Origin of the sequence: Flavobacterium sp. MMS24-S5 (assembly GCF_050320125.1) — a bacterium.
In the GTDB taxonomy this organism is placed as follows: domain Bacteria; phylum Bacteroidota; class Bacteroidia; order Flavobacteriales; family Flavobacteriaceae; genus Flavobacterium; species Flavobacterium tyrosinilyticum.
This window is the reverse complement of the sequence record NZ_CP190016.1, coordinates 56277-78891: the sequence shown is the minus strand read 5'-3', so window position 1 is coordinate 78891 and position 22615 is coordinate 56277. Positions and strand designations below refer to the sequence as shown.

23 protein-coding genes and 1 pseudogene are annotated in these 22615 nt (G+C 34.4%); 13 read left to right on the top strand and 11 right to left on the bottom strand.

The annotated features are described in order from the left end of the window. Positions 1–306 precede the first annotated feature (306 nt). From ACPWTF_RS00380 to ACPWTF_RS00355, 6 genes and pseudogenes are all read left to right on the top strand, one after another. The gene (locus tag ACPWTF_RS00380) at positions 307–492 is read left to right on the top strand and encodes a hypothetical protein (protein ID WP_141248145.1); all 186 of its coding nucleotides are present in this window, start codon (positions 307–309) and stop codon (positions 490–492) included. 112 nt (positions 493–604) lie between these two features. Then, positions 605–1855, top strand: a complete 1251-nt coding sequence (locus ACPWTF_RS00375; RefSeq protein WP_427873920.1) for a thioredoxin-like domain-containing protein — start codon at positions 605–607, stop codon at positions 1853–1855. Between the two features lie 34 nt (positions 1856–1889). Next, positions 1890–3452 carry a vitamin K epoxide reductase family protein gene (locus ACPWTF_RS00370; RefSeq protein WP_427873919.1) on the top strand — a complete coding sequence of 521 codons (1563 nt, stop codon included), beginning with the start codon at positions 1890–1892 and terminating at the stop codon, positions 3450–3452. Between the two features lie 375 nt (positions 3453–3827). Beyond that, a pseudogene (locus ACPWTF_RS00365) lies at positions 3828–4294 on the top strand (aspartate-alanine antiporter); the annotation flags it as partial. A 153-nt stretch (positions 4295–4447) separates the two neighbouring features. Continuing rightward, on the top strand, positions 4448–4756 hold the full coding sequence (locus ACPWTF_RS00360) for a TrkA C-terminal domain-containing protein (protein ID WP_427875720.1): 309 nt from the start codon (positions 4448–4450) through the stop codon (positions 4754–4756). After that, positions 4653–5489 carry a hypothetical protein gene (locus ACPWTF_RS00355; protein ID WP_427873918.1) on the top strand — a complete coding sequence of 279 codons (837 nt, stop codon included), beginning with the start codon at positions 4653–4655 and terminating at the stop codon, positions 5487–5489. The genes ACPWTF_RS00360 and ACPWTF_RS00355 overlap by 104 nt, the downstream gene beginning before the upstream one ends. A 92-nt stretch (positions 5490–5581) precedes the next feature. Here the strand turns inward: ACPWTF_RS00355 and ACPWTF_RS00350 are convergent, their stop codons facing one another. The 11 genes from ACPWTF_RS00350 to ACPWTF_RS00300 all read right to left on the bottom strand — a co-directional run bounded on the left by ACPWTF_RS00350 (position 5582) and on the right by ACPWTF_RS00300 (position 15786). Continuing rightward, positions 5582–6028 (bottom strand): copper resistance protein CopD, encoded by a 447-nt coding sequence (locus ACPWTF_RS00350; protein WP_427873917.1) that lies wholly within the window; start codon positions 6026–6028, stop codon positions 5582–5584. A gap of 20 nt (positions 6029–6048) precedes the next feature. Next, complete coding sequence (locus ACPWTF_RS00345; protein WP_427873916.1) at positions 6049–6777, bottom strand: anaerobic ribonucleoside-triphosphate reductase activating protein; 729 nt, start codon at positions 6775–6777, stop codon at positions 6049–6051. Further along, positions 6719–6886 (bottom strand): anaerobic ribonucleoside-triphosphate reductase, encoded by a 168-nt coding sequence (gene nrdD / locus ACPWTF_RS00340; protein WP_172426906.1) that lies wholly within the window; start codon positions 6884–6886, stop codon positions 6719–6721. The genes ACPWTF_RS00345 and nrdD overlap by 59 nt, the downstream gene beginning before the upstream one ends. Beyond that, positions 6867–8990: a ribonucleoside triphosphate reductase gene (locus ACPWTF_RS00335; protein ID WP_427873915.1), complete on the bottom strand. Its 2124-nt coding sequence runs from the start codon at positions 8988–8990 to the stop codon at positions 6867–6869. The genes nrdD and ACPWTF_RS00335 overlap by 20 nt, the downstream gene beginning before the upstream one ends. Before the next feature lie 14 nt (positions 8991–9004). Then, the gene (gene ric / locus ACPWTF_RS00330; protein ID WP_427873914.1) at positions 9005–9736 is read right to left on the bottom strand and encodes an iron-sulfur cluster repair di-iron protein; all 732 of its coding nucleotides are present in this window, start codon (positions 9734–9736) and stop codon (positions 9005–9007) included. A gap of 42 nt (positions 9737–9778) precedes the next feature. Next, the gene (gene nadB, locus ACPWTF_RS00325; protein ID WP_427873913.1) at positions 9779–11281 is read right to left on the bottom strand and encodes an L-aspartate oxidase; all 1503 of its coding nucleotides are present in this window, start codon (positions 11279–11281) and stop codon (positions 9779–9781) included. Positions 11282–11310: 29 nt separating this feature from the next. Continuing rightward, positions 11311–12243: a quinolinate synthase NadA gene (gene nadA / locus ACPWTF_RS00320; protein ID WP_427873912.1), complete on the bottom strand. Its 933-nt coding sequence runs from the start codon at positions 12241–12243 to the stop codon at positions 11311–11313. A 193-nt stretch (positions 12244–12436) separates the two neighbouring features. Further along, complete coding sequence (locus ACPWTF_RS00315; RefSeq protein ID WP_427873911.1) at positions 12437–14434, bottom strand: TonB-dependent receptor; 1998 nt, start codon at positions 14432–14434, stop codon at positions 12437–12439. A gap of 60 nt (positions 14435–14494) precedes the next feature. Beyond that, on the bottom strand, positions 14495–14986 hold the full coding sequence (locus tag ACPWTF_RS00310) for a hypothetical protein (protein ID WP_427873910.1): 492 nt from the start codon (positions 14984–14986) through the stop codon (positions 14495–14497). Next, the gene (locus ACPWTF_RS00305; RefSeq protein WP_427873909.1) at positions 14934–15344 is read right to left on the bottom strand and encodes a hypothetical protein; all 411 of its coding nucleotides are present in this window, start codon (positions 15342–15344) and stop codon (positions 14934–14936) included. Before ACPWTF_RS00305 ends, ACPWTF_RS00310 begins: the two co-directional genes overlap by 53 nt. 73 nt (positions 15345–15417) lie before the next feature. After that, positions 15418–15786 carry a hypothetical protein gene (locus ACPWTF_RS00300; RefSeq protein ID WP_427873908.1) on the bottom strand — a complete coding sequence of 123 codons (369 nt, stop codon included), beginning with the start codon at positions 15784–15786 and terminating at the stop codon, positions 15418–15420. A gap of 124 nt (positions 15787–15910) precedes the next feature. Here ACPWTF_RS00300 and ACPWTF_RS00295 point away from each other — a divergent pair, with 124 nt between their 5' ends. Genes ACPWTF_RS00295 through ACPWTF_RS00265 form a run of 7 tightly spaced genes read left to right on the top strand, consistent with a single transcriptional unit; the run spans position 15911 to position 22585 of the window. Then, positions 15911–16387, top strand: a complete 477-nt coding sequence (locus ACPWTF_RS00295; protein ID WP_427873907.1) for a c-type cytochrome — start codon at positions 15911–15913, stop codon at positions 16385–16387. Between the two features lie 32 nt (positions 16388–16419). Then, positions 16420–18393: a Sec-dependent nitrous-oxide reductase gene (nosZ, locus tag ACPWTF_RS00290; protein WP_427873906.1), complete on the top strand. Its 1974-nt coding sequence runs from the start codon at positions 16420–16422 to the stop codon at positions 18391–18393. A 54-nt stretch (positions 18394–18447) separates the two neighbouring features. Continuing rightward, on the top strand, positions 18448–19449 hold the full coding sequence (locus ACPWTF_RS00285) for a nitrous oxide reductase accessory protein NosL (protein ID WP_427873905.1): 1002 nt from the start codon (positions 18448–18450) through the stop codon (positions 19447–19449). Between the two features lie 29 nt (positions 19450–19478). Next, positions 19479–20711 carry a nitrous oxide reductase family maturation protein NosD gene (locus ACPWTF_RS00280; RefSeq protein WP_427873904.1) on the top strand — a complete coding sequence of 411 codons (1233 nt, stop codon included), beginning with the start codon at positions 19479–19481 and terminating at the stop codon, positions 20709–20711. After that, positions 20708–21430 (top strand): ABC transporter ATP-binding protein, encoded by a 723-nt coding sequence (locus tag ACPWTF_RS00275; RefSeq protein ID WP_427873903.1) that lies wholly within the window; start codon positions 20708–20710, stop codon positions 21428–21430. Before ACPWTF_RS00280 ends, ACPWTF_RS00275 begins: the two co-directional genes overlap by 4 nt. Next, on the top strand, positions 21414–22181 hold the full coding sequence (locus ACPWTF_RS00270) for an ABC transporter permease subunit (protein WP_427873902.1): 768 nt from the start codon (positions 21414–21416) through the stop codon (positions 22179–22181). The genes ACPWTF_RS00275 and ACPWTF_RS00270 overlap by 17 nt, the downstream gene beginning before the upstream one ends. A 32-nt stretch (positions 22182–22213) precedes the next feature. After that, positions 22214–22585, top strand: a complete 372-nt coding sequence (locus ACPWTF_RS00265) for a group III truncated hemoglobin (protein WP_379800725.1) — start codon at positions 22214–22216, stop codon at positions 22583–22585. Positions 22586–22615 lie beyond the last annotated feature (30 nt).

Genomic DNA, 22615 nt, shown 5'->3' with positions numbered 1-22615 from the left:
ATTAATATGTACAAAATTTATTATATAATTTAAAAAAAATCACAAAAAATCACAAAAATAATTGAGATTAATTAGTAGAAGTTGGATTTTTTTGGACTGCCTCATGGCAACTCACTGTTAGAAATTAATCGTGATTATAGTAACAGTACGGCTTAATTGGAGATATCGATCATGTGAAACAAAGAACAAAAGAGTAAATCTATAGCACATAACTAAAAAAATAAACCAAGTGCACGTGGTAGATTTTAGAGTAATGATCTGCGAAAGATTTTCAATTAATTATTAACTATAACAAACATGAAAATCATGAAAAAAATGAGTTTTAAAGACATGAAAGAAAATGCTCTTAAAAGAGATCAAATGAGAATGATTTCTGGAGGCTGTGACGAGTGCGGAGCTGCAACGAAAGAATGTGGTGAAGAATGCGGAGGCGATGCAGGAGGCTGTGATGGATACTGCGACTACTGCAGAAACGGAAAGTGCGACTGCTAAGATTATCCAATCCTAGTTAACAAAGTAAAGGAATTGCATGCAATTCCTTTACTGATATTAAAAAATAGAAATGCAGGAATTGTCATTCCTGCTTCTTTAAATAGATAAGCCAATGCATTATTTAAAAAAAATCTCCTTGTTAAACTGTTCTGAAATTAGCTGTTTAGAAAACACAAAAAAAATATTCAAAACGGCTCTTCTTCTTTTTTTAGTTTCCATTTCTCTATCTGCCCAGAAATTAGGCAATAGAACTGCATTCGAACTAAGGGGTGCAGGTAAAGGATTAAGTATTGATAAGATCTATCTGGTTTACGAAGTTGGCGACAAAAGAATCTATGACTCGGCTAAAATAGATAATAACAAATTTATTTTGAAAGGAAATATCGATTATCCCACAAGAGCCACTTTATGCAATAATCGAGAGTTTAGTATGAGCAGAAGCAATTCGACAGAATTGTTCCTTGATCCAGCCGTAATGGAAATAAAGTTGGATTTTTATGATTTTTCAACAGCAGAGGTAAAGGGCAGTAAAACACAAGACGAATATTCCCAACTTCAAAAAGTAAAAAACGGCATATATAGTAAAAGAGATTCTATCTCATTGCTTATAAGATCGTATTTTGACAGGATCACTGTCGCCTCAGACCCGCAGATTAAATTGGAACTGGAACATCAATTGGAAATTTTGGAAAAACTGTCAGATCAAAATAAAATCACAGAGATGGAGATGGATTTTAATTTTATCAGGCAGAATCCGTCTTCGTTTATAGCTCCCTCTTTACTTTATTACAGATTGGCTAAGAAAGAAGGGCTTTTAAATTATGAAACTATTATTTCTCTTGCTGATGGACTGTCAAAAGAAGTAAAAGAATCTCCATCGGGAGTGAGGCTTTTTAAAAGGATTTCCGATTTTAGAAACAGTAAGGTGGGAAGCATTGCTCCTGATTTTATATTAAAAGATTATAATGGAGAGGTGATCCCTCTGGCAACCTTTCGGGATAAAAAATATGTTCTGATAGATTTCTGGGCCAGCTGGTGCGAGCCTTGCAGGGATGATCTGCCTTTTCTTAAAGATGCATATGAGAAATATAAAGATAAAGGATTTGAAATTATCAGCATATCCAGAGATAAGAATTTAAATTCATGGAGGAAAGCAATCGCCGATGAAAAAATTGGTTTATGGAAGCATATATCCGTTGCTGAAAATCAGACAAAAATTGAAGATAATTATCTTGTGACAGCAATTCCTGTTAAGATTCTAATTAACAAACGGGGCGAAATAATTGGACGATGGAAAGGCAGTGGAGATGAAAATAAAATGGAATTAAAAAAAATACTTGAAAAAACTTTTGACAAAGAATAAAATTTCTAAAACATTTAGATTAAGAGCTTAATATATGACCGAAAATTTCACTTATCTTTTTCAGTATTTAGAAAAAGAAGAACTACCCATTGATAAATCTGAATTTTCATTTCAGGTGCAGTCGCATCCTGATTACCCTACTTTACTGGCTATATCGGATACTTTAAATTTTTTCTCTATAGAAAATTTTGCTATAAATATTGATTTCGATGATATTGAAATTTTGCCCGATAGATTTATTGCCGTTCTAAAAAATGACAATGGTAAAAAGACGCCCTATTTTATTGAAAGGAAAGAAACTTCCTATTTCACATATAAAGGAAAAAAAATAGTCGAATATGATAGAGAGCTTTTGCAGCAAAGATGGGGCGGGACTGTTTTATTGGCGGAAAAGACTAATGAAATTGAAACAGGATCTAAGAATAATTATCCATTCATTTTGCCCTCTTTATCTTTAATTTTGCTTGGCATCCTATATTTCAATGCTGATGAAAGCCTTACGACAAAGATTTTTGCCATTTTCCCGATAATCGGCTTTTTGTTTTCAATTGCGGCACTAAAAGATCTGTTTGGTACAAAGAGCGCATTAATTGCAAAATTCTGCAATATTTCAAACGACACAAGCTGTGAGGCTATACTTAACTCAGATAAATGGAAATTATTCAAATTTTTAAATTTCAGCAGTTTAAGCATCGTGTTTTTTGCGTCTCAGTTTATAGGCCTCTTTGTATTGATACTTGCTGGAAATTCAAATGATTTTTTTATAATTCAAAAAGCATTACTCTATTGTACTATACCGATCATTGTCCTATCGCTTTATTATCAAAAAATAGTTGAAAAAAAATGGTGCCCGATATGCTTGGCAATAATATTTACTTTATTGGCAGAGCTCTTGTATGTCGAAATATTTCTTGAAAACAGTGTAGGCATTTCGCCCAGATCTATTTTAATATTTGCATTCCTATTTCTGGCTATATCATTTATTTGGTCACTGCTCAAACAGATGTTGGCAAAGCATAATGAGCTGAAAGACATGAATTTTAAAGCGACGAGATTTATACGCAACTATAAAATTTTTAAGATTGTCTTGTTATCTAGATCAAAATTAGATATGCTTCAAAGTCCAATCCAGCTTGGAAATGCAAACAGTAAAGTCCAAATAACCATAATCACAAATCCTTTTTGTGGCTACTGTAAGGATGCCGATGCATTATTGGCTAAAATTTTGAAGCTTCATGGAGAAAAAGTAAAAATCAATGTGCTGATGGGGATTGATATTGGAAAAGAAAGGGATGAGAAAAAACTGCTGTTAAGGAGCCTGATGGCAATTTATCTGGAAAAGGGACAAGAGGCTTATAGCGAAGCATTAGCCAATTGGTTTGAAGAGAAAAATATTGGCGAATGGCTACAGAAATATAAAATAGATTTTGATATTTTGAAAATCGATGAATTATTTGCCAAACAGTTCATCTGGTGCCAAAATAACCATTTCCAATTAACGCCTACACTTTTTATTAATGGATATCATTATCCTAAGGTGTATGATAGGCAAAATTTGGAATATTTCATAAATGAATTGATTGAGGATGATTTTTAAATGAAGATAATTGAGGTCTTGGGAAGGAAATCCAAAAGCAAATACTCCCTCTAATATTTGTAGAAAATCAGATGTTTATGGCGATATCTTATAAAAATTAAAACAGCCTTCGGGCTGTTTTTTATATTGTTTCTAATTCAAGCTGCTTGCCAGTTGGTTTTAGATTTTTTAGTTTTCTGTTTTTTCCAACGAAGATGAAGCCGGCCAGACAGGTTTGTTTATTTGGATGAAAAATTATTTAAGAGTTAGTTTTTATATCCGCCACTTTTATTTTTCTGTTTATTATAATGTGGTTATAATTAATTGCTTGTAAATGATTGAAATATAATGCGTTGCTTTCTTTTTTTAATTAAATTTATATAAAAAAAAGGCAATATGGTTACAGCTATACTTCGAGCACATCCTGAACTGGCACTTTTCTTATGCTTAGCTCTTGGATTCTTAATAGGGCGTATTAAGATAGGTACATTTAAAATTGGTGTCGTATTAGGAACTTTGTTTGCTGGAGTGTTAATTGGCCAGTTGGATATTGAAATTCCAGATATTGTAAAAACTATTTTCTTTGACTTTTTCCTGTTTTCTACAGGATATAAAGTTGGCCTCAATTTTTTCAAGGTTTTAAAAAAAATGCATTTCCGCAATTACTGCTCACCTTGGTAATTTGTTTATCGTGCCTATTAGTGGCATATTCTGTCTCTACTTTTTTAGGATATGATGTTGGAACAGCAGCCGGATTATTAGCAGGAGCGTTCTCTGAATCCACTGTAATTGGTACCGCGTCAGATGCCATTAGCCACTTAAATCTTGCTGATGCAGAAAAAAGCAGATTAATCAATAATATTCCAGTAGCTTATTCTGTAACTTATCTCGTAGGAGCAGCATCTTTTGTTTTTTTTCTAACTGGAATTGCTCCAAAATTGCTTGGTATTGATTTAGTTAAGGAAAGCGATAAATTGGCTGAAACCATTTCAGGAGAAACTGAATATGGTCCAGGAATGAAAAGTGCCTATCAGAGATGGATTATTCGTGCTTACAGAATAACCAATGAGAAATGGACAGGAATCAGTATAAGCGAGTTTGAAAGATTAATTTCTAACAAGAATATTGTGATCCAGAGGATACGCCATAAAGATCAATTGCTAGATCCCAACCCCGATACTATAATTCAAAAAGATGATGTAATGGTTATTATGGCACAGCATGGAATCATTTTGGACAGCCTCTTTTCTATTGCGACAAGAAGTCTTGGACGAAGAATTGCTAAATTTCCCACTAGCACATTTAGATGTTACGATTACGAATAAGGCTGTCGAAGGAATGACAGTAAAGCTTCTTCGAAAAAGCAGTTTTTATCATGGATTAATGCTAAACAAAATAACCAGAGAGAATCATGAGATACCGCTTGAATCGAAGACGGTTTTAAATAGAGGTGATATTTTGAATCTTTCAGGCAGGCCAGCAAAACTAGAAGCAGCAGCAAAAGAAATAGGTTATCTGGATCGTTTAAGCCCCGAGACCGATATTATTTTTGTTGGCTTGGGTATTGTCCTTGGTGGACTTTTAGGTTTGCTTTCGGTAACCTTATTTGGAGTTTCGGTAACGTTAACAACAAGTGGCGGTGCATTGGTAATGGGATTAATTTTTGGTTGGCTGCATTCAAGAACTCCGGTTTTTGGCAGAATTCCAGAACCCGCCTTGTGGATATTTGACAATGTTGGTCTTGCAGCATTTATAGGACTTGTGGGTCTAGCTGCTGGTTCAAGTTTTATTTCAGGTCTTAAAGAAACTGGATTTGGTATTTTATTAGCTGGTGTAGCGGTTGCCTTAATTCCTCATATCATCGGACTGTATTTTGGAAGATATGTATTAAAAATAAACCCATTAATATTACTTGGCGCTCAAACAGGTGCTGGAACCTCAACAATTGGATTAAAAGCGGTTCAAGATGCATCAGGGAGCAAATTTCCCGTTTTAGGTTATACTATTCCTTATGCACTAGCCAATATACTATTGACGGCATTCGGCCTATACTTGTAGGTATGATGTCGTAATAATATGTTATAAAGTAAAAAACGCAATCCCCAAAAATCGAGATTGCGTTTGCATTAAAAATCAGTTAGTTGAGTTAATTAAATTCCGCCATAACGCAGTGTCGATCCTAAAACCAGCATTGCAACTCCTATTGAAGTAACCGTAAGAATAATTATGGCAATTCTATAAATATTGTTTTTATTAAGATTCGGAATAACAAAAAATTGAGCGCAAACGGCACAGATAAAAGTGCAGAAAAGTAAAATCAGTTTTATGGAAACTACTTTTTCAAATCCGCTCGAGAAATGAAACCAGGTTTCGGCTGTTACGCCAAAATCATAGGCCATCCAGATTCCTGTAATAATTAGTAAGGCAAGAGAAGACATTCCGAGTGCTTCAAATTTCTTTTCAAAATTTAAAATAATCTCCAGATCTTTTTTCTTCAACGCTGTTGGAAGATAACAAATAGCCAAAAGTAAATGTCCGCCAACCCAAATTGTCGCCGCCAATAGATGAATTATAAGTACAAAATGATGTAAAGCCATAACGTATTCATTTTGAGTTATTAATCTCTAAAAATAACTTTTATTTTTGGAGTGGAGAAGTTCTTAAGTTGTATTTCTTTACTTGAATCGTCTAGTTTTGAAAGTGTTGGCACATTATTCATAAAATGCTGTATATAATAATTTCCTTCAAAATTCTTTGTTTCTAAATATTCAATCATCTTCACAAAATTATTTTCTTTAATTAAAGAAGAATGAAAAGTGGTACGAATTTCAAACGGAATATTCGATTGAATCAAAAGCTCTAAACTTTCATCAAATTCTGAAAATAAGCCTGATTGCGTTAGTTTTTTAAAGGTATGAGGAAGACTTTTATAATCTAACGCGACATAATCAATTAATTGATCACGAATCAGGCTATTTAATATTTTTGGATTGGAACCGTTGGTATCTATTTTAACCTCAAATCCCATTGCTTTGATTTCTTTTATAAAATCAATTATTTTTTTATGTAAAGTGCATTCGCCACCGCTTAATACAACACCGTCTAACAGTCCTTTTCTAGTTTTTAAAAAAGAAAGAACTTCATTAAAATCAATCTTTCCTTTACCTAAAACAATGTCTGGATTGTAGCAGTACAAACACCGCATGTTACAGCCCGCAAACCACACTATGCAGGCTGTTTTATGCGGATAATCTAATAAAGTAAAAGGCGTGAGGCTAAATATTCCTTTAATAGATAATGCTTTCTTCGAAATGGGTACGTTGTTGGTGTTCACCTTTTTTTCCAATATTAAAACTTTCTACAGGTCTGTGATATCCCATTACACGTGTATAAACCAAACATTTGCTTCTTTGGGATTTTTTTTCTTCTAGAATTTTAAGCGTTTTCGTTTTCATAAGCCAAGTGTTTTTGATTGTTTTTATTGAGTAAAATTTCGTCACATTTTGGACAATATTCATGTTCTCCGTTTAGATAGCCATGAATAGGGCAGATGCTAAAAATTGGTGTTACGGTTATGTATGGCAGTTTAAAGCCAGTTAAAACTTTCTTCACGAAGTTTTTACAAGCTGCAGGACTGCTTATTTTTTCTCTCATATAAAGATGCAAAACTGTACCTCCAGTATATTTGCATTGCAATTCGTCTTGAAGCAATAAAGCTTCAAAAGGATCATCGGTATGATCGACCGGAATTTGTGAACTATTGGTATAGTAAATATTTTCGTTTTGACCCGCTTGTAAAATCTCTGGAAAACGCTTTTTATCTTCTTTTGCAAAACGATATGTTGTTCCTTCGGCTGGTGTTGCCTCTAGATTATAGAGATTTCCAGTTTCTTCTTGAAATTCCTTCATTCGCAAGCGAATATGATCTAGGATTTCTGTAGCGAAATGTATTCCTGAGGTGTCCGTTATATTTTGTTTCCCTTCAGAAAAGTTGAGCACCATTTCGTTCATTCCGTTTACACCAATGGTAGAAAAATGATTTCTAAAATGTTTCAGATAGCGCTGCGTGTAAGGGTAAAGTCCACGGTCGTACATTTGCTGAATAAAGATTCTTTTTTTCTCTAAAGTCGATTTGGCTATTTTAAGCAATTCGTCTAAATGTTCAAATAAACTAAGGATATTTCCTTTATGCAGATATCCTAAACGCGCCATGTTTATAGTTACAACACCAATGCTTCCCGTCATTTCAGCACTACCAAAAAGGCCATTTCCGCGTTTTAACAATTCTCTTAAATCGAGCTGTAATCGGCAGCACATACTTCGTACGGCATTTGGTTTGTAAGCTTCTGGGTTTTCAATTCGGTTTCCATTTTCATCCAAAATATATTGACTTCCAATAAAATTCTGGAAATAAGAGGAACCTATTTTAGCTGTATTTTCAAATAATAAATCGACATTTTCTCCTTGCCAGTCAAAATCTTCTGTAATATTTACGGTTGGAATTGGGAACGTAAACGGCTGTCCGTTTGCATCTCCTTCGGTCATAATGGTATAATAGGCTTTATTAATAAGATTCATTTCCTTCTGAAAATCTCCATATTTTAAGTCTATCAATTTTTGAGCACCTCTGTTTTTGGCTTCCGAAATCAAGTTTTCATCAGTAACCTTCAAAAACAAATGCTGATCATTTCTTGTCGGAATCTGTTCTTTTAAATCTTCTGGAACATTCCAATCCAAAGTAATGTTCGTAAAAGGCGATTGTCCCCAACGTGCAGGCACATTTAGGTTGTAAACAAAACTTCTAATTCCTTTTAAAACTTCTTCATAAGAAAGCTGATCTTTAAAAACATAAGGAGCCAAATAGGTGTCAAAAGAACTGAAAGCCTGAGCGCCTGCCCATTCGCTTTGCAAAATCCCTAAGAAATTTGCCATTTGCCCCAATGCTTCTCTAAAATGAGAAGGAGGTCTGCTCTCGACACGGCCACGCACGCCATTAAAACCTTCATTTAATAGCACACGTAAGCTCCAACCAGCGCAGTATCCGGTAAGACAATCCAAATCATGGATGTGTATGTCGCCATTCCTATGAGCAGAACCTTCTTCTTTATTGTATATTTTATCGAGCCAATAATTGGCAATAACTTTTCCTGCGGTATTGCTGACTAAGCCAGCGTTTGAATACGAAATATTGGCATTGGCATTAATTCTCCAATCGGATTGATTAATGTATTCTTCAACAGTTTGTGTACTGTCTATATAAGTGGTGTCATCGTTTAGACCATTAATATGTTCTCGTTGTAATTTTCTGGTATGACGATAAATGATAAACGAACGCATGGCCTGGAAATATCCATTTTCAAAAAGCGCTCTTTCTATCATGTCCTGAATTTCTTCTACAGGCCACGAAAACTTTACCTCAAGACCAGAAAGAACGTTTTTAAAAATTCTCTTGTCTATAGGCTGATTGACGCTTTGAAAGGCTTTCTGAATGGCATCCTGAATTTTATAAGCTTCAAAAGGCTTATAATCTCCGTTGCGTTTGATTACATATTTTTCCATGGTATTTTTTTAATTTAAGACACTTTTTCAAATGTTTTTTCAAGTTCAATTGCTTTTGGAAACAAGATATTATTCTCCAAATGAATATGCTTTTTTAAATCTTTATCAAATTCTTCCAGCATCAGAAAAGCAACTTTATAAGTATTGCATGAGTCAAGAGGTGGTGTATAATTATTGGTTAATGCCGCAATTCTTTTAAAACGCTGTCCTTCGGTTACATGATCCTCTTTTAATGTTATTATTGGAGTTTCGATAGATAAAAAAGGCGGTGTTTCCAGTTCTTGACCTTTACTGTGTGCGATTTTCATTTTTTTGATAAAAGGAAAAACAACCAACTCTTCTCTTTTCATATGAGCTGTTAGATCCAAATACGTTTTAGAAAAAGTAGTATGGATCTCATGAAGCTCTGGATGAATCGCACCGTGAACACCGCACAATTTATTTAAATACTCCAAAATAACAGGAGATTTTTCTTCTACATATCTATGATGGGTTTTGGTTATATAATCTGCAATCATGTCGGGTGACCAACTTTTGTAATCAAAAGACTGATTGGCAGAACTGCTTCTTGCTTTTTCAATATGTTCAATAAGAACACTTTCTTGTATGTCTCTTTTTTTACAAACTTCTTCGATTGTTCGATATCCTTTGCAGCAAAAGTCGATATGGAATTTTGTAAAAATGGCTGCTGTTTTGAAATCATCTGCTACGATTTCACCAATGGTTGTTTTGCTTGTTAATTTCATAATGGTTAGGGGTATAGATTAATTTTGGTTTCAGCATATTTTTTAGTTCGTTGCAGTTTTACATTGCTTAATTATCAATAAAGAAACAGCAATCATATTTGAAAATTCGATAAACGGAATCGTAATTTCGTGTGCTTCTGTAAGAGAAACGGCATAATTATGAAGCTCTTTTATTTTTTCAAAAGCCAATTCGGCATCGCGTTCTTCGCTTGTATAGAATGCGGTCACCAGTTTTTGCAATTCTTTTTTAAGTATTTCAAAAGCAAGGTAATCGTCGATTTGATGCGCCTTTGGAAACTTCGGAATTAATATTTGGGATGAAAAAAGAAATTCGGCAATAGTTCTGTCTACGTTTTCTGAAGCCTGATGAGCAAAGACTAGACCTTCAAGAAGAGAATTTGATGCCAGACGGTTTTTACCATGAAGACCTGTTCTAGCGCATTCCCCAATGGCGTAAAGGTTTTTTATTGTCGTCACTCCATTTTTGTCTACTCGAATACCGCCACATTGATAATGCGCCGCAGGAACAACGGGAATTAAATCTTTTTCAGGGTAAATTCCCAACTCATTGCAATGTGCTGTGATCACAGGAAATTGATTTGAAAAAGCTTTTGGATCTAAATGTCTACAGTCTAGATAAACATGTTTTTTTCCGCTCGCTTGAAGTTCTTTACTAATGGCAGTTGAAACCATATCTCGTGTAGACAATTCGCCTCGGATATCATATTTAAATAAAAACCTTTTTCCTTCATCATTTACAATGTGAGCGCCAAAGCCCCTAACAGCTTCCGAAATCAAAAACAACGGATTTTCTTTTCCTGTAAATAAAGCGGTTGGATGAAACTGCATGTATTCCATATCTGCAATTTCTGCTCCCGCGCGTGCTGCCATTGCAAGTCCGTCTCCCGTTGCAATTTTCGGATTTGTTGTATTTTCAAAAAGCTGTCCGCATCCGCCTGTACTCATAACAATAGTACGAGTTCTCATGTATTTGATGCGATTGTATTTTTTTTCATAAAAGAAGACTCCGGTACAAGTAGTTTTAGCTTTTTTTGTTTCGGTATTGATATCAATGACCATATGATTCTCTAAGAGTTCAATATTGGGCATCTTCTTAATAATCTTGAGTAGTTTACTCTCAATTTCCTGTCCGGAGCTGTCTTTATGATGTAATATTCTGTGTTGTGAATGTCCTCCTTCTAAACCTAGATTCCATTGGCCTTTTTCATCTTTGTCAAAAGAAGTTCCAATTTCAATTAATTCCTGAAGTCTTTCTGGAGCTTGCGTAATCACCATATTAACAATTTCTTTATCGCACAAACCACCTCCAGAACGAAGCGTATCATGTATGTGTTTGTTGAAACTGTCTTTTAAATGATCTGTAACTACAGCAATACCGCCTTGAGCGAGCTGTGTATTGGTATTTTTGGCTGTTTCTTTCGTCATTATAACAATAGATAAATCTGGACGTTTTTTTGCTATTTTCATGGCAAAAAATAATCCCGAAATACCAGAACCGATTATAAGTATATCTGTTTTAAGCATGTTATTTTGATTTAAGGTTATTGCGTTTTTTATGATAATTCAAGCATTCTTTTGATAGGCTTTAATGCTTCTATTCTCAGCTCATCTTTAATCAGCATTTCTGGTCTTTCATTTTTAAGGCACAAATACAATTTTTCGAGTGTATTCATTTTCATAAAAGCACATTCGCTACAAGCACAGCTGTTGTCTTCTGTGGTAGGAGCCGGAATCAACGTTTTATCAGGTACCGCTTTTGTAAGCTCATGCAAGATACCGGCTTCTGTGGCCACAATGAAAACGGCAGCAGGATCCGTTTTAATGAAATTAATAATTCCCGAAGTTGAGCCAATAAAATGTGCTGCTTTTAAAATATGACTTTCAGATTCCGGGTGAGCTGCAATTTTTGCAGTCGGATTTTTGTTATATATCTCTATTAATTTGTCTAATGAAAAGGCTTCGTGCACAACGCATGAGCCTTTCCATAAGACAAGTTCGCGCTTGGTTTCTTTTTGAAGATATTTGCCTAAATTTTCATCTGGAGCAAATATTATTTTTTGTTCTGCCGGAATAGATTCGATTATCTTTTTGGCATTTGCCGATGTGCAAACTAAATCGCTCATGGCTTTAATTTCTGCAGAACAGTTAATGTAAGTGACCACAATGTGATCGGGATGCTGTTCTTTAAACAATTTAAAATCTTCCGGAGGACAGCCATCTGCAAGAGAGCAGCCAGCATTCCAATCGGGTAGGATTACTTTTTTATTTGGATTTAAAATTTTTGCCGTCTCTGCCATAAAATGAACTCCTGCAAAAACGATAATATCAGCATTTGTGTTTTGAGCTTTTTTAGCCAATTCAAGACTGTCTCCAATAAAATCTGCTATTTCCTGAATATTCTCATCTTGATAATAATGAGCCAGGATAACGGCATTTTTTTCTTTTTTCAATCGGATGATCTCCTGTACTAAAAAATTCTTGTTCATTTTTTATTCTTTGTGTTTTCGGCTTCTCTAACCTATAAAGCTGTTGGGGATTTATTTTTTAAGCTTGTATCAAAATATATTTTAATACATAATTTTAATAGGGTAAATATATTATCATCATTTTTTTCAAAACATGATTCTAATCATACTGTTTAATTTTTGTTTTTATATGTTAACCTTTATAATTTCATTTTTAATGGAAATTGAAAGTAAGATTGATGAAAATGTTGCTGGCCATTCGCGCAATTTTATTCCAGTCGGCATAAGTGGTGTAATATCGATCCAATATATTTTCAATACCACTTTGCAGTTTCAATATGTTTTGATTCCAATGAAAAGCATATCCAGCGTTAAGTCCAAAAATGAGATAGTCTGGCGTTTTGGTTTGTCCGTAAGTTTGGGCAAATTCATTTTGAGCCAGATTTCCTAAAGCACTAATTCCAGCATTAAAATTTTCTTTCTTGAAGTCGATTCCAACGCTGTATTTGATCGGACTTATAAAGGGCAAATTGTTTCCATCATTATCTTTTCCTGTGCTATAAGTAAGTTGTGATTTGAATTGCCAATTTTCTAAAAAGTCGTAAGTCAGATTAAAGTCGGTATTCAATATTTTGGCATTATCTATAGCTTCATATCTTTTTACTCCAGAAGCGCCAATAGTCATAGGAAGCGTATTCGGGTCGATTTTACCTATTATATAATTAGAAAAATAGAAATAAGAACCTGTAATTTTTGCGGTTAATTGCGATGTTTTATAACCAATAGAAAAGTTTCCTTCAAGAGCATTTTCATTTTTTAGATTTGGATTTCCGATATAATCATAAAAATCACTGCTGTTGTAGAGATAAAATCCGTAGCCTTCAGATACAGAAGGTGCTCTTTCGGCGTAAGCCAAACCAAATCCGAACTCAAACATGTTGTTTTTTTTGGTATAATTTGCTGCAAAACTTTTTAAGAAACGGTTTTTTGAAGCATCCATTTCCGGATAAAAAATGCGGAGACTCGCTAATCCGAAATCATTCGCTACGGTATTGTTTTGAAATCCGAGATTAGCACCAATTCTTAGCTGATCATTTTCAGAAATTTTAATATTATCTTCTAAAGACAATCCGTTGTAAAAAGTTCTGACATCGGGCCATGTATACATAAACATCAGATTTTCTTTGGGATCTGAAGGATACATTGTCATCTCGGCAATCGATTTATTGTAAAATCCGTTTAAGTCAGCTAGAAAACTATGCTTTTCAAATTTTCCTTTAATTTTTGAGTAATAGCCGTACGTATCAGACCAGCCTGGCATATCCATATGTATGGGTACGCTAGGTCTTTTGGTGTCATCCATTTTGTGCGTTATAGAATTAAAATATCCTTTTGTTTCCCAATTGGTTACGAAATTAGATTTTGGCAAGTATTTATAAGTTAGAGATACAATTTTAGCTTCAGCCAAAGAAACATCCATAGGAAGTGCTGGATAGCCAACATTATTGGCTTTGTCATAAATTGCAGAGGCTTCTAAAAGGTTTTGTTGGTTTATAAAATAACCTGCACTAGCAGAAATATTGTATTTGGTAAATTGAGAAAAGTTGACTTCTTTATTACCGCCTGCTTTATAATTATCGGCATCACGATGCATAAAATCGATATGGGTGTAAAAACGAGAATTATTGTATCCTAAAGATGCTCCTATAATTTTTTGAAGATTATTACTCTCAAAACCAGAATTTAAACTGCCGTTCCAACCTGTATTTTTATCATTAAAGAGATTACGTTTTAAATCGACCGACCCGCCAATTCCTGCGCCGTGACAGCTTGCCTGCTGTCCAGATGCAACGGCGGCTTCGGCTAAATTTGAAACCTCAACATAAGAAGTAATTGGATCCATTTTGTCGGTACACGCGCCAAATATGCGCATTCCGTCAATCGTAATCACGGTGCGTTCTGTAGCCATGTTATTTATAACTGGTTCCCAAGCATAGGCTCCTCTTTTGATCATATTTACTTTTGATGATTTTGAGAGATATTCTTCTACAGAAGTCAATGATTTTGATTGTTTTAGATGTAAAGAAGGTTTACTTCCAATGACAATTATTTCGTTAAGTTTTACGGTTTCAAGACTGTCATTTGTTTTTTCCTGCGCCCAGCATATTGTTGAAAATACAGCCAAGAAGGTTGCTGTTAGATTTTTCATCATTTCATACTTTAATAGAAAGAGACAAATTGTTTTTTGTCTCTTTCTTGTTGTTTTTTAGATCTAAAACTCAATTTCAAAATAAAGACTGCTTGACGGATTGTCTGTTGTAACCGCTTCTCCTTTTAGAATTTCATGACTAGCATTTAAAACCTGAAGATTTATTTTCCAATATCCTGTCATAGTTAGAGAAAGTGTTCCTGTATAAAGAGCATCATAATCATCACGTTGCATTAAATCAGTATTATTAGGAGAACCATGATTTCCCATACTTGGCATTCTTGGATTGATTTTGATTTTTAAATTATTAGCGAGTGGAAAAGTCATCATATCCTTCATTTTATAAATACCCACTGTCATATCAATCAGTGCCACTTTTGGAGAAGATGGTGCGATATAGGCAATTATATAATTGCTTCCGTCGCTTCCTTTAAAAGAGCTTACAGTTCGTTTTGAAGATGCAGGAACATTTATTTTATCAGTTGCGGTGTAGCTTGCGCCATTAATTTTGTATGTAATGCTTAGTTCCCAATATTCTGTTTCGTTTTGAGCCATTTGGAATATGATATCTCCTTCGAATACTCTTCTTTGGTTCGATTTTTACCACCTCAGATCTAGGGCAAGAATGCTGCATCATAGCCATATGCATTAACGGTGTCCAGCTGATTTCGGCATCTGGAATATAAGTATTGGTTTTCTTGTCTTTTATTCTAAGAGAAACATGATTATAACCTTGAACTAAAGAACCTGTTGAAGAGAATAATTCTATTGTATGAGTGTCATTTGAGATTTCCTGTATTTTATGAAGTCCACTTGTTTCATCAACTGGAGTTGAAGAAGAATCGTCGTCAGAAGAGCAAGAGAAAAAGGTGATTGCTAAAAATAAAATGGCTGTGTATTTTAAAATTTTCATGAGATTATGATTTAAATAATGATAATAAAAGGTCTGCCGAGAAAATTCGGAAGAGAAAAGGAATCAAATAAAATCAAATGAAAATAGGAGGACGGAAGATGTTGACAGCTTCCAAATGTGAATATAAGTTGCTGTAAAATGTATTTACTACGAAATGAGAAATGCAGTTCTCATCAAAATTAAAAACGGGGATTTTTACAATAAATAAAAGTAAAGTTTCTGCTGTTTCACTTTTCTTTTCGTTAGAAGCTGGTGTATCATTTTTATAGTTTTTTGCCAGCTCTTTTTTTAAATGACATTTTCCATTACAGTGTAATTCTGGGGCATTTTTGTTTTCGCATAATTCAGTTGCAATGTAATGGTAGTTGACCACATAATCCAGAAACGGAAATGCTGGACGAAATACCACTGCAAATAAAAATATGTAAATGCAAAACTTCATTATCTGTTTTTTGAGAATACGAAGGTATTATGAACTTTTTTTTGAGGATATGATTGTAATCATACTTTGTGAAAAACAAGTTTTAGAATTTTGATCAAAAGTTTAACAATTAAAAAACAAAGTAATGAACAAATTATTCCTATTAACAATGTTTGGTTTTGCCCTGCTCACATCATGCGGGAAAGAAAAGTCAAACACCGATCAGGATTTTTCTACTCCATCTCCAGCTGAGAAAACAGCTGACGCAGAATCTTATGATCCTAAACGAGGTATCGGGAAATATGAAACCGTTGAATTAGGCGCCTCTTTAGATAAAGCATTAGCTGAAAAAGGACTTAAAACTGCCGAAGTAAAATGTACCTCATGTCATAAACCAACAGATGAAAAATTAGTTGGCCCAGGATGGAAAGGGGTAACAGAAAGAAGAACTCCTCAATGGATCATGAATTTTATTACCAATCCAGATCCAATGATTGATAAAGATCCAGAATTGCAGGCGCAATTAGAGCTTTGCATGATTCGTATGCCTAATCAAGGGTTAACAGAAGATGAAGCAAGATCTATTCTGGAGTATATGCGCCAGAATGATGGCGTGAAATAAATGAAAGGAATCAAAATCAAAATAATAGCCTTATGAAAAATAAATTTTTAAAATCGATTTTCGTTGTTATGTTAGGGTGTGCTTTATTTGTTTCGTGCAAACCAAAAGATTCTACAGATGCTGTTGAAGGCGATGCAGCCCAAAAAGTATATGTAGCACCCGGAAAATATGATGAATTCTACAACTTTGTATCGGGTGGCTTTAGCGGTCAGGTCAGTGTTTACGGACTTCCAAGCGGAAGATTGTTACGAGTGATGCCGGTGTTTTCTGAAGATCCGCAAAGTGGTTACGGGTACAGCGAAGAAACAAAACCTATGTTGAATACTTCGCATGGTTATGTGCCTTGGGATGATCAGCATCACTTGGATTTGTCACAAACCAATGGAGAAGTTGATGGAAGATGGATTTTTGCCAATGCCAATAATACGCCACGTATTGCACGTATTGATTTGAAAACGTTCAAGACAGCAGAAATTATTGAACTTCCAAACTGTGGAGGAAATCACTCTTCTCCTTTTATTACCCAAAACACAGAGTATGTAGTAGGAGCAAGCCGTTTCAGCGTTCCTGCTGATAATGATAATGGAGATGTTCCAATTAATACTTACAAGAAAAATTTTAAAGGATATCTGAGTTTTGTAAAAGTTGGAAAAGAAGGAGAATTGGATCTTGCTTTTCAAATTGTAGCTCCAGGTGTAAATTTTGACCTTAGCCACCCTGGTAAAAAAGAATCTCATGGATGGTTTTTCTTTTCTTGCTATAATACAGAACAAGCTAATACTTTATTGGAGGTTAATGCTTCTAAAAATGATAAAGATTTTATCATGGCGGTAAACTGGAAAAAAGCAGAGGAATATATTAAAGCGGGAAAAGGAAAACGAATTCCTGCAAAATATGCTCACAATACTTGGGATGAAAAAACTCAAACTGCTAAATCTGAGATTAAAAATGAAGTTCTTACTCTTGATGCTTCTGAGCTTAAAGATATCTGTTATATGATTCCTTGTCCGAAATCGCCTCATGGTTGCGATATTGATCCTACAGGTGAATATATTGTAGGTAGTGGAAAATTAGCGGCTTTAATTCCTGTATTCAGTTTTACAAAATTGAAAGATGCTATTGCTAAAAAACAATTTGATGGCAATTATGCTGGAATTCCAGTTGTGAAATACGAAGCTGCTCTTCATGGAGAAGTTCAAAAACCAGGTTTAGGGCCTTTACATACAGAGTTTGACGGAAAAGGAAATGCTTACACTACAATGTTTGTTTCGTCTGAAGTGGTTAAATGGAATATCAAAGATTTAAAAGTTTTAGACAGAAAAGCAACTTATTATTCTCCAGGACACTTAATGATTCCTGGTGGAAATACAGAAAAGCCATTTGGAAAATATATGGTGGTTTACAATAAAATTACGAAAGACCGTTTCTTGCCAACTGGTCCAGAATTGGCACAAAGTGCTCAGTTATTTGATATCAGTGGAGATAAAATGAAATTGCTTCTAGATTATCCAACAATTGGCGAGCCACACTATGCACAAGGTATTCCCGCAGAAAAAGTGATTAATAACGGACAGTTGAAGTATTACAAAATTGCAGAGAATAACCATGCTTATGCTACTAAAGGAGAAAAAGAAACTAAGGTAGTGAGAGAAGGTAATAAAGTACACATTTATATGACTTGTATTCGTTCTCACTTTGCACCAGATAATATCGAAGGAATTCGTGTGGGCGACGAAGTTTATTTCCATGTTACGAATTTAGAACAAGACTGGGACGTGCCTCATGGATTTGCAATTAAAGGAGCTAATACTGCCGAGTTGCTTATTATGCCAGGAGAAACCTTAACATTAAAATGGGTTCCTCAGAAAAAAGGAATTTTCCCATTTTATTGTACCGATTTCTGTAGTGCACTGCACCAAGAAATGCAAGGTTATGTGAGAGTTTCACCAGCAGGAAGTAATGTTCCAATTACTTATAGTGTAGGTACCAATCTACCAAAAGAATAGCCAGTAACCATAAGGGAACAAAGTATTCTTTGTTCCCTTTTATTTTGAATTATTATGAGATATAAAAAAATAACCGCTTTTTCCAAAATTGCGCTCTTCTTGTCTGGACTTCTATTGATTGGGGCTATATTTTTTCCGATCTGGAGAATAGAGCTTACGGCGCCACAATATCCTGAAGGTTTGGCCTTAAAACTTCACGCCTCTAAAATTGCCGGGGATGTTGACATTATCAACGGGTTGAACCATTATATCGGAATGAAAACGTTGCATACAGAAGATTTTATTGAGTTTAAAGTTCTACCATTTATTTTAGCTGGATTAGGCGCTATTTCGATACTATGTGCATGGAAAGCAAATAGAAAAGGACTTTTTGTATTCTTCTTTTCTTTTGTGCTGTTTGGAATATTGTCTGCCTGCGATTTCTATAGATGGAATTATGAATATGGACATAATCTTGATCCGAATGCTGCGATTAGAGTCCCTGGAATGGCCTATCAGCCTCCAATGTTGGGGTATAAGCAATTGTTAAACTTTGGCGCCTATTCAATTCCCGATCTAGGAGGGTGCATGCTTATTGCAGTTGGAATACTGCTTTTTGCTGCTATTGTAAAAGAAAAGTATGCTAAACCATCTGGTCGGCTCTTGGGCATTTTGCTGGTTCCTGTTTTTCTTTTTTCATGCTCTAGCGACAAACCTGTTCCTATTAAACTAAATGTTGACAACTGCGATTTTTGTATGATGGGAATTAGTGATGGAAGACATGGCGCAGAAATTATTACAGAAAAAGGGAGAGTTTACAAGTTTGATGATATTGCGTGTATGTCACATTACTGCAGAGACAATGCAAACACTAAGATTAAGGCATACTACGTGCATGATTATACAAAAAACAACGAATTGATTCCTGCTGAAAGCGCTTTTTTTGTTTGGGGTGGAACGATAAAAAGTCCAATGAATGGTAATACAGCCGCTTTTACAAATAAAAGTGAAGCCAAAGCATTTGAAGCACAATCAAAAGGAGAGGAAAAAGAATGGACAGCAATTTTGAATAAGTAAAATACGGTCTTAAATTAAAATATAAAATCATGAAGCTACATTTTTGTCTTTCACTCTTATTTTTTTTAAACTGTCTTTGGTCTCAGAAGATTGAAGTAGGGCGAGACAAGTCGATTAAAACCATTAAAAAGGCGATCGAACTCGCAAAATCTGGTGATACCATTATAGTAAATAAAGGAGTTTACCGCGAAGGCAATATAATTGTAGATAAAAAAGTAATTCTGCAGGGAAAAGACTGGCCAATTCTAGACGGACAAAGAAAATATGAAGTAGTTTCTATTAAAGCCGATAGCGTAATTTTTTCTGGATTTAAAGTTATCAATTCAGGGTATGCCTCCCTGAATGATCCCTGTGGAATTAAAATATACAACAAAACAGGAGTTGTCGTAGAAGACAATTTTCTAGAGAATAATTTTTTTGGAATTTATGTTCAAAAAGGTATTAACTGCATTGTGAAAAACAATACTATAAAAGCCTACCAAAAGGAAGAACAGCGTATTGGAAACGGAATTCATTGCTGGAAAAGCGAGAGTATGCAGATTATAGGAAATAGAATTTCTGGTCATCGCGACGGAATTTATTTTGAATTTGTTTCTAATTCTGTAATCTGGCGAAATGTTTCTAAAGCCAATATACGTTACGGTCTTCATTTTATGTTTTCTAATGATGATGCCTATATTTCAAATGTCTTTAAAAATAATGGAGCAGGAGTAGCAGTAATGTTTACCAAAAATGTAAAAATGTTCAACAATTATTTCGAGGAGAATTGGGGAGATGCGGCTTACGGCTTGCTGCTTAAAGAAATTTCGGATAGTTATATAAATGGAAATAAATTTATCCGCAACACTTCAGGAATTTATATGGAAGGGACGAGCCGTGTAAAATTGGAACGGAATATTTTTAAGGATAATGGCTGGGGAATGAAAGTTCAGGCAAGTTGTATGGAAAATGTGATCTCGTTTAATAATTTTCTTTCGAATACTTTCGATATCAGCACAAACGGTAGTTTAGTTTTAAATCATTTCAATAATAATTACTGGGATAAATATGAAGGCTATGATTTGAACCGGGATGGTATTGGCGATGTGCCTTTTCATCCGCTAAGCCTTTTTGCTGTAATTACCGAGAATAATCCGTCGGCGATGCTTTTGTTTCGAAGTTTTATGGTTACGCTTTTAGACAAATCAGAGAAAATCCTGCCGAGTATAACGCCTGATAATTTTGTTGATGAATCTCCCGAAATAAAATCTCTTTTATTATGATTACGTTAAAAAATATAAATAAAAAATTTGGAAGACTACAGGTTTTGCAAGATGTAAACCTCGAGTTTAAAGCCGGAGAATGCATCGCTTTAATTGGTCCGAATGGCTGTGGAAAAACCACTTTAATAAAATCTGTTTTAGGAATGGTTTTACCCGACAGTGGCGACATTTTGCTGCATGACGAATCTATTTTAAAGAAGTTTGAATACCGAAAAAGAATTGGTTATATGCCGCAAATTGGCCGTTATCCTGATCATATGACCATTGCTCAGATTATAGAAATGATCAAGCAGATTAGAAATTCTAAAGATCAATTGGATGAAGATTTGATAAAAGCTTTTAAGCTCGATAAAATGAGTGAGAAGCAAATGAGAACGCTTTCTGGAGGAACAACGCAAAAGGTAAGTGCAACATTGGCTTTTCTTTTTAATCCCGATGTTTTAATTCTAGATGAACCCACAGCAGGACTAAATCCGTTGGCGGCAGAAATTCTGAAAGAAAAAATCATAAAAGAGAAAAACAAAGGAAAGCTAATCTTGATTACTTCACATTTGTTGAGTGAATTGGACGATATGATTACCCAGATTATTTTTATGCAGGACGGAAAAGTACATTTTCATAAAACGATTACAGATCTTTTGGAATCAACTGGCGAAACTAAAATTTCGAAATCTATTGCTACTATATTAAAAGAGAAACAGCATGAACAGAATAATTAAAATTATATTATTAGATATTCTTAAAAATAAGATTATTGTGAGTTATGCCTTAATTCTGGCATTGCTTTCTTGGGGATCTTTTATGCTTGAAGATAATACAGCCAAAGGTTTACTAACGATTTTGAATGTAATTTTATTTACAGTTCCGTTGGTATCCATACTTTTTTCGACTATCTATATTTACAATAGCTCAGAATTTATAGAGCTTTTATTGAGTCAGCCTATTAAAAGAAAAAAGATTTGGATTAGTTTGTTTGCTGGACTATCCATTGCAATGTTTTTAGCTTTTTTTCTTGGTGCAGGAATTCCGCTTTTGATTAATGCGCCTGATATGGCAGGATTGATGATGCTTTTGTCGGGAAGTTTAATTTCTATTGTTTTTGTGTCTCTAGCTTTTTTAAGCTGTATTTTAACTCGAGATAAAGCCAAAGGAATAGGGTTGGCCATTTTATTCTGGATGTATTTTGCCATTCTGTTTGATGCATTGGTATTGTTTCTTTTGTTTCAGTTTGCAGAATACCCAATAGAAGAAGCTATGGTAGCTATAACCGCTTCTAGTCCGATAGATTTAGCGAGAATTCAAATATTGCTGCATTTAGATCAATCTGCCATGATGGGATATACAGGAGCTATTTTTAAAGATTTTTTTGGAACAGCTATTGGCTTATTGATTTCTTTTTTACTGCTCATTTTATGGATTGCTGTTCCGTTTGTAATTTCTATTAGAAAATTTGAACGTAAGGATCTTTAAATGTTTTGTTATTTATTCAGAATTAAGAAAATATGAAAACAGATATTAGAAATAAAGAAGATATAGCGGTATTGGTTGATGCTTTTTATTTGCAAGTAAAAACAGACTCAACTATAGGTTATTTGTTTACAGAAATAGCTATGGTAAATTGGGAAAAACATCTTCCGATTATGTATGATTTCTGGGATAACATTCTTTTTCATACCGGAAATTTTGATGGAAACCCGATGTTGAAACATAGAGTGCTAGATCAGAAAAGTACGCTCACAGAAGCTCATTTTAAACATTGGACCAAACTATGGAAAAAAACGGTAGATGATTGGTTTGAAGGAGAAAAAGCGGATGAAATAAAATCAAGAGCAGAAAATATTTCGAATTGGATGATGAACAAAGTTATTTCTTAATACAAAAACGGGAACTTCAAAAAGGTTCCC

Bases quoted from the DNA above. Each gene is read 5' to 3' on its own strand.
- ACPWTF_RS00360 (WP_427875720.1), top strand. From the start codon at position 4,448: ATGAAAAGTGCCTATCAGAGATGGATTATTCGTGCTTACAGAATAACC.
- ric (WP_427873914.1), bottom strand. From the start codon at position 9,736: ATGAAATTAACAAGCAAAACAACCATTGGTGAAATCGTAGCAGATGAT.
- ACPWTF_RS00285 (WP_427873905.1), top strand. From the start codon at position 18,448: ATGAGATATAAAAAAATAACCGCTTTTTCCAAAATTGCGCTCTTCTTG.
- ACPWTF_RS00300 (WP_427873908.1), bottom strand. From the start codon at position 15,786: ATGAAGTTTTGCATTTACATATTTTTATTTGCAGTGGTATTTCGTCCA.
- ACPWTF_RS00315 (WP_427873911.1), bottom strand. From the start codon at position 14,434: ATGATGAAAAATCTAACAGCAACCTTCTTGGCTGTATTTTCAACAATA.
- nadB (WP_427873913.1), bottom strand. From the start codon at position 11,281: ATGCTTAAAACAGATATACTTATAATCGGTTCTGGTATTTCGGGATTA.
- ACPWTF_RS00265 (WP_379800725.1), top strand. From the start codon at position 22,214: ATGAAAACAGATATTAGAAATAAAGAAGATATAGCGGTATTGGTTGAT.
- ACPWTF_RS00275 (WP_427873903.1), top strand. From the start codon at position 20,708: ATGATTACGTTAAAAAATATAAATAAAAAATTTGGAAGACTACAGGTT.
- ACPWTF_RS00375 (WP_427873920.1), top strand. From the start codon at position 605: ATGCATTATTTAAAAAAAATCTCCTTGTTAAACTGTTCTGAAATTAGC.
- ACPWTF_RS00280 (WP_427873904.1), top strand. From the start codon at position 19,479: ATGAAGCTACATTTTTGTCTTTCACTCTTATTTTTTTTAAACTGTCTT.
- ACPWTF_RS00380 (WP_141248145.1), top strand. From the start codon at position 307: ATGAAAAAAATGAGTTTTAAAGACATGAAAGAAAATGCTCTTAAAAGA.
- ACPWTF_RS00350 (WP_427873917.1), bottom strand. From the start codon at position 6,028: ATGGCTTTACATCATTTTGTACTTATAATTCATCTATTGGCGGCGACA.
- nadA (WP_427873912.1), bottom strand. From the start codon at position 12,243: ATGAACAAGAATTTTTTAGTACAGGAGATCATCCGATTGAAAAAAGAA.
- nrdD (WP_172426906.1), bottom strand. From the start codon at position 6,886: ATGAAAACGAAAACGCTTAAAATTCTAGAAGAAAAAAAATCCCAAAGA.
- ACPWTF_RS00370 (WP_427873919.1), top strand. From the start codon at position 1,890: ATGACCGAAAATTTCACTTATCTTTTTCAGTATTTAGAAAAAGAAGAA.
- ACPWTF_RS00270 (WP_427873902.1), top strand. From the start codon at position 21,414: ATGAACAGAATAATTAAAATTATATTATTAGATATTCTTAAAAATAAG.
- ACPWTF_RS00310 (WP_427873910.1), bottom strand. From the start codon at position 14,986: ATGGCTCAAAACGAAACAGAATATTGGGAACTAAGCATTACATACAAA.
- ACPWTF_RS00335 (WP_427873915.1), bottom strand. From the start codon at position 8,990: ATGGAAAAATATGTAATCAAACGCAACGGAGATTATAAGCCTTTTGAA.
- ACPWTF_RS00355 (WP_427873918.1), top strand. From the start codon at position 4,653: ATGGAATCATTTTGGACAGCCTCTTTTCTATTGCGACAAGAAGTCTTG.
- ACPWTF_RS00305 (WP_427873909.1), bottom strand. From the start codon at position 15,344: ATGAAAATTTTAAAATACACAGCCATTTTATTTTTAGCAATCACCTTT.
- nosZ (WP_427873906.1), top strand. From the start codon at position 16,420: ATGAAAAATAAATTTTTAAAATCGATTTTCGTTGTTATGTTAGGGTGT.
- ACPWTF_RS00295 (WP_427873907.1), top strand. From the start codon at position 15,911: ATGAACAAATTATTCCTATTAACAATGTTTGGTTTTGCCCTGCTCACA.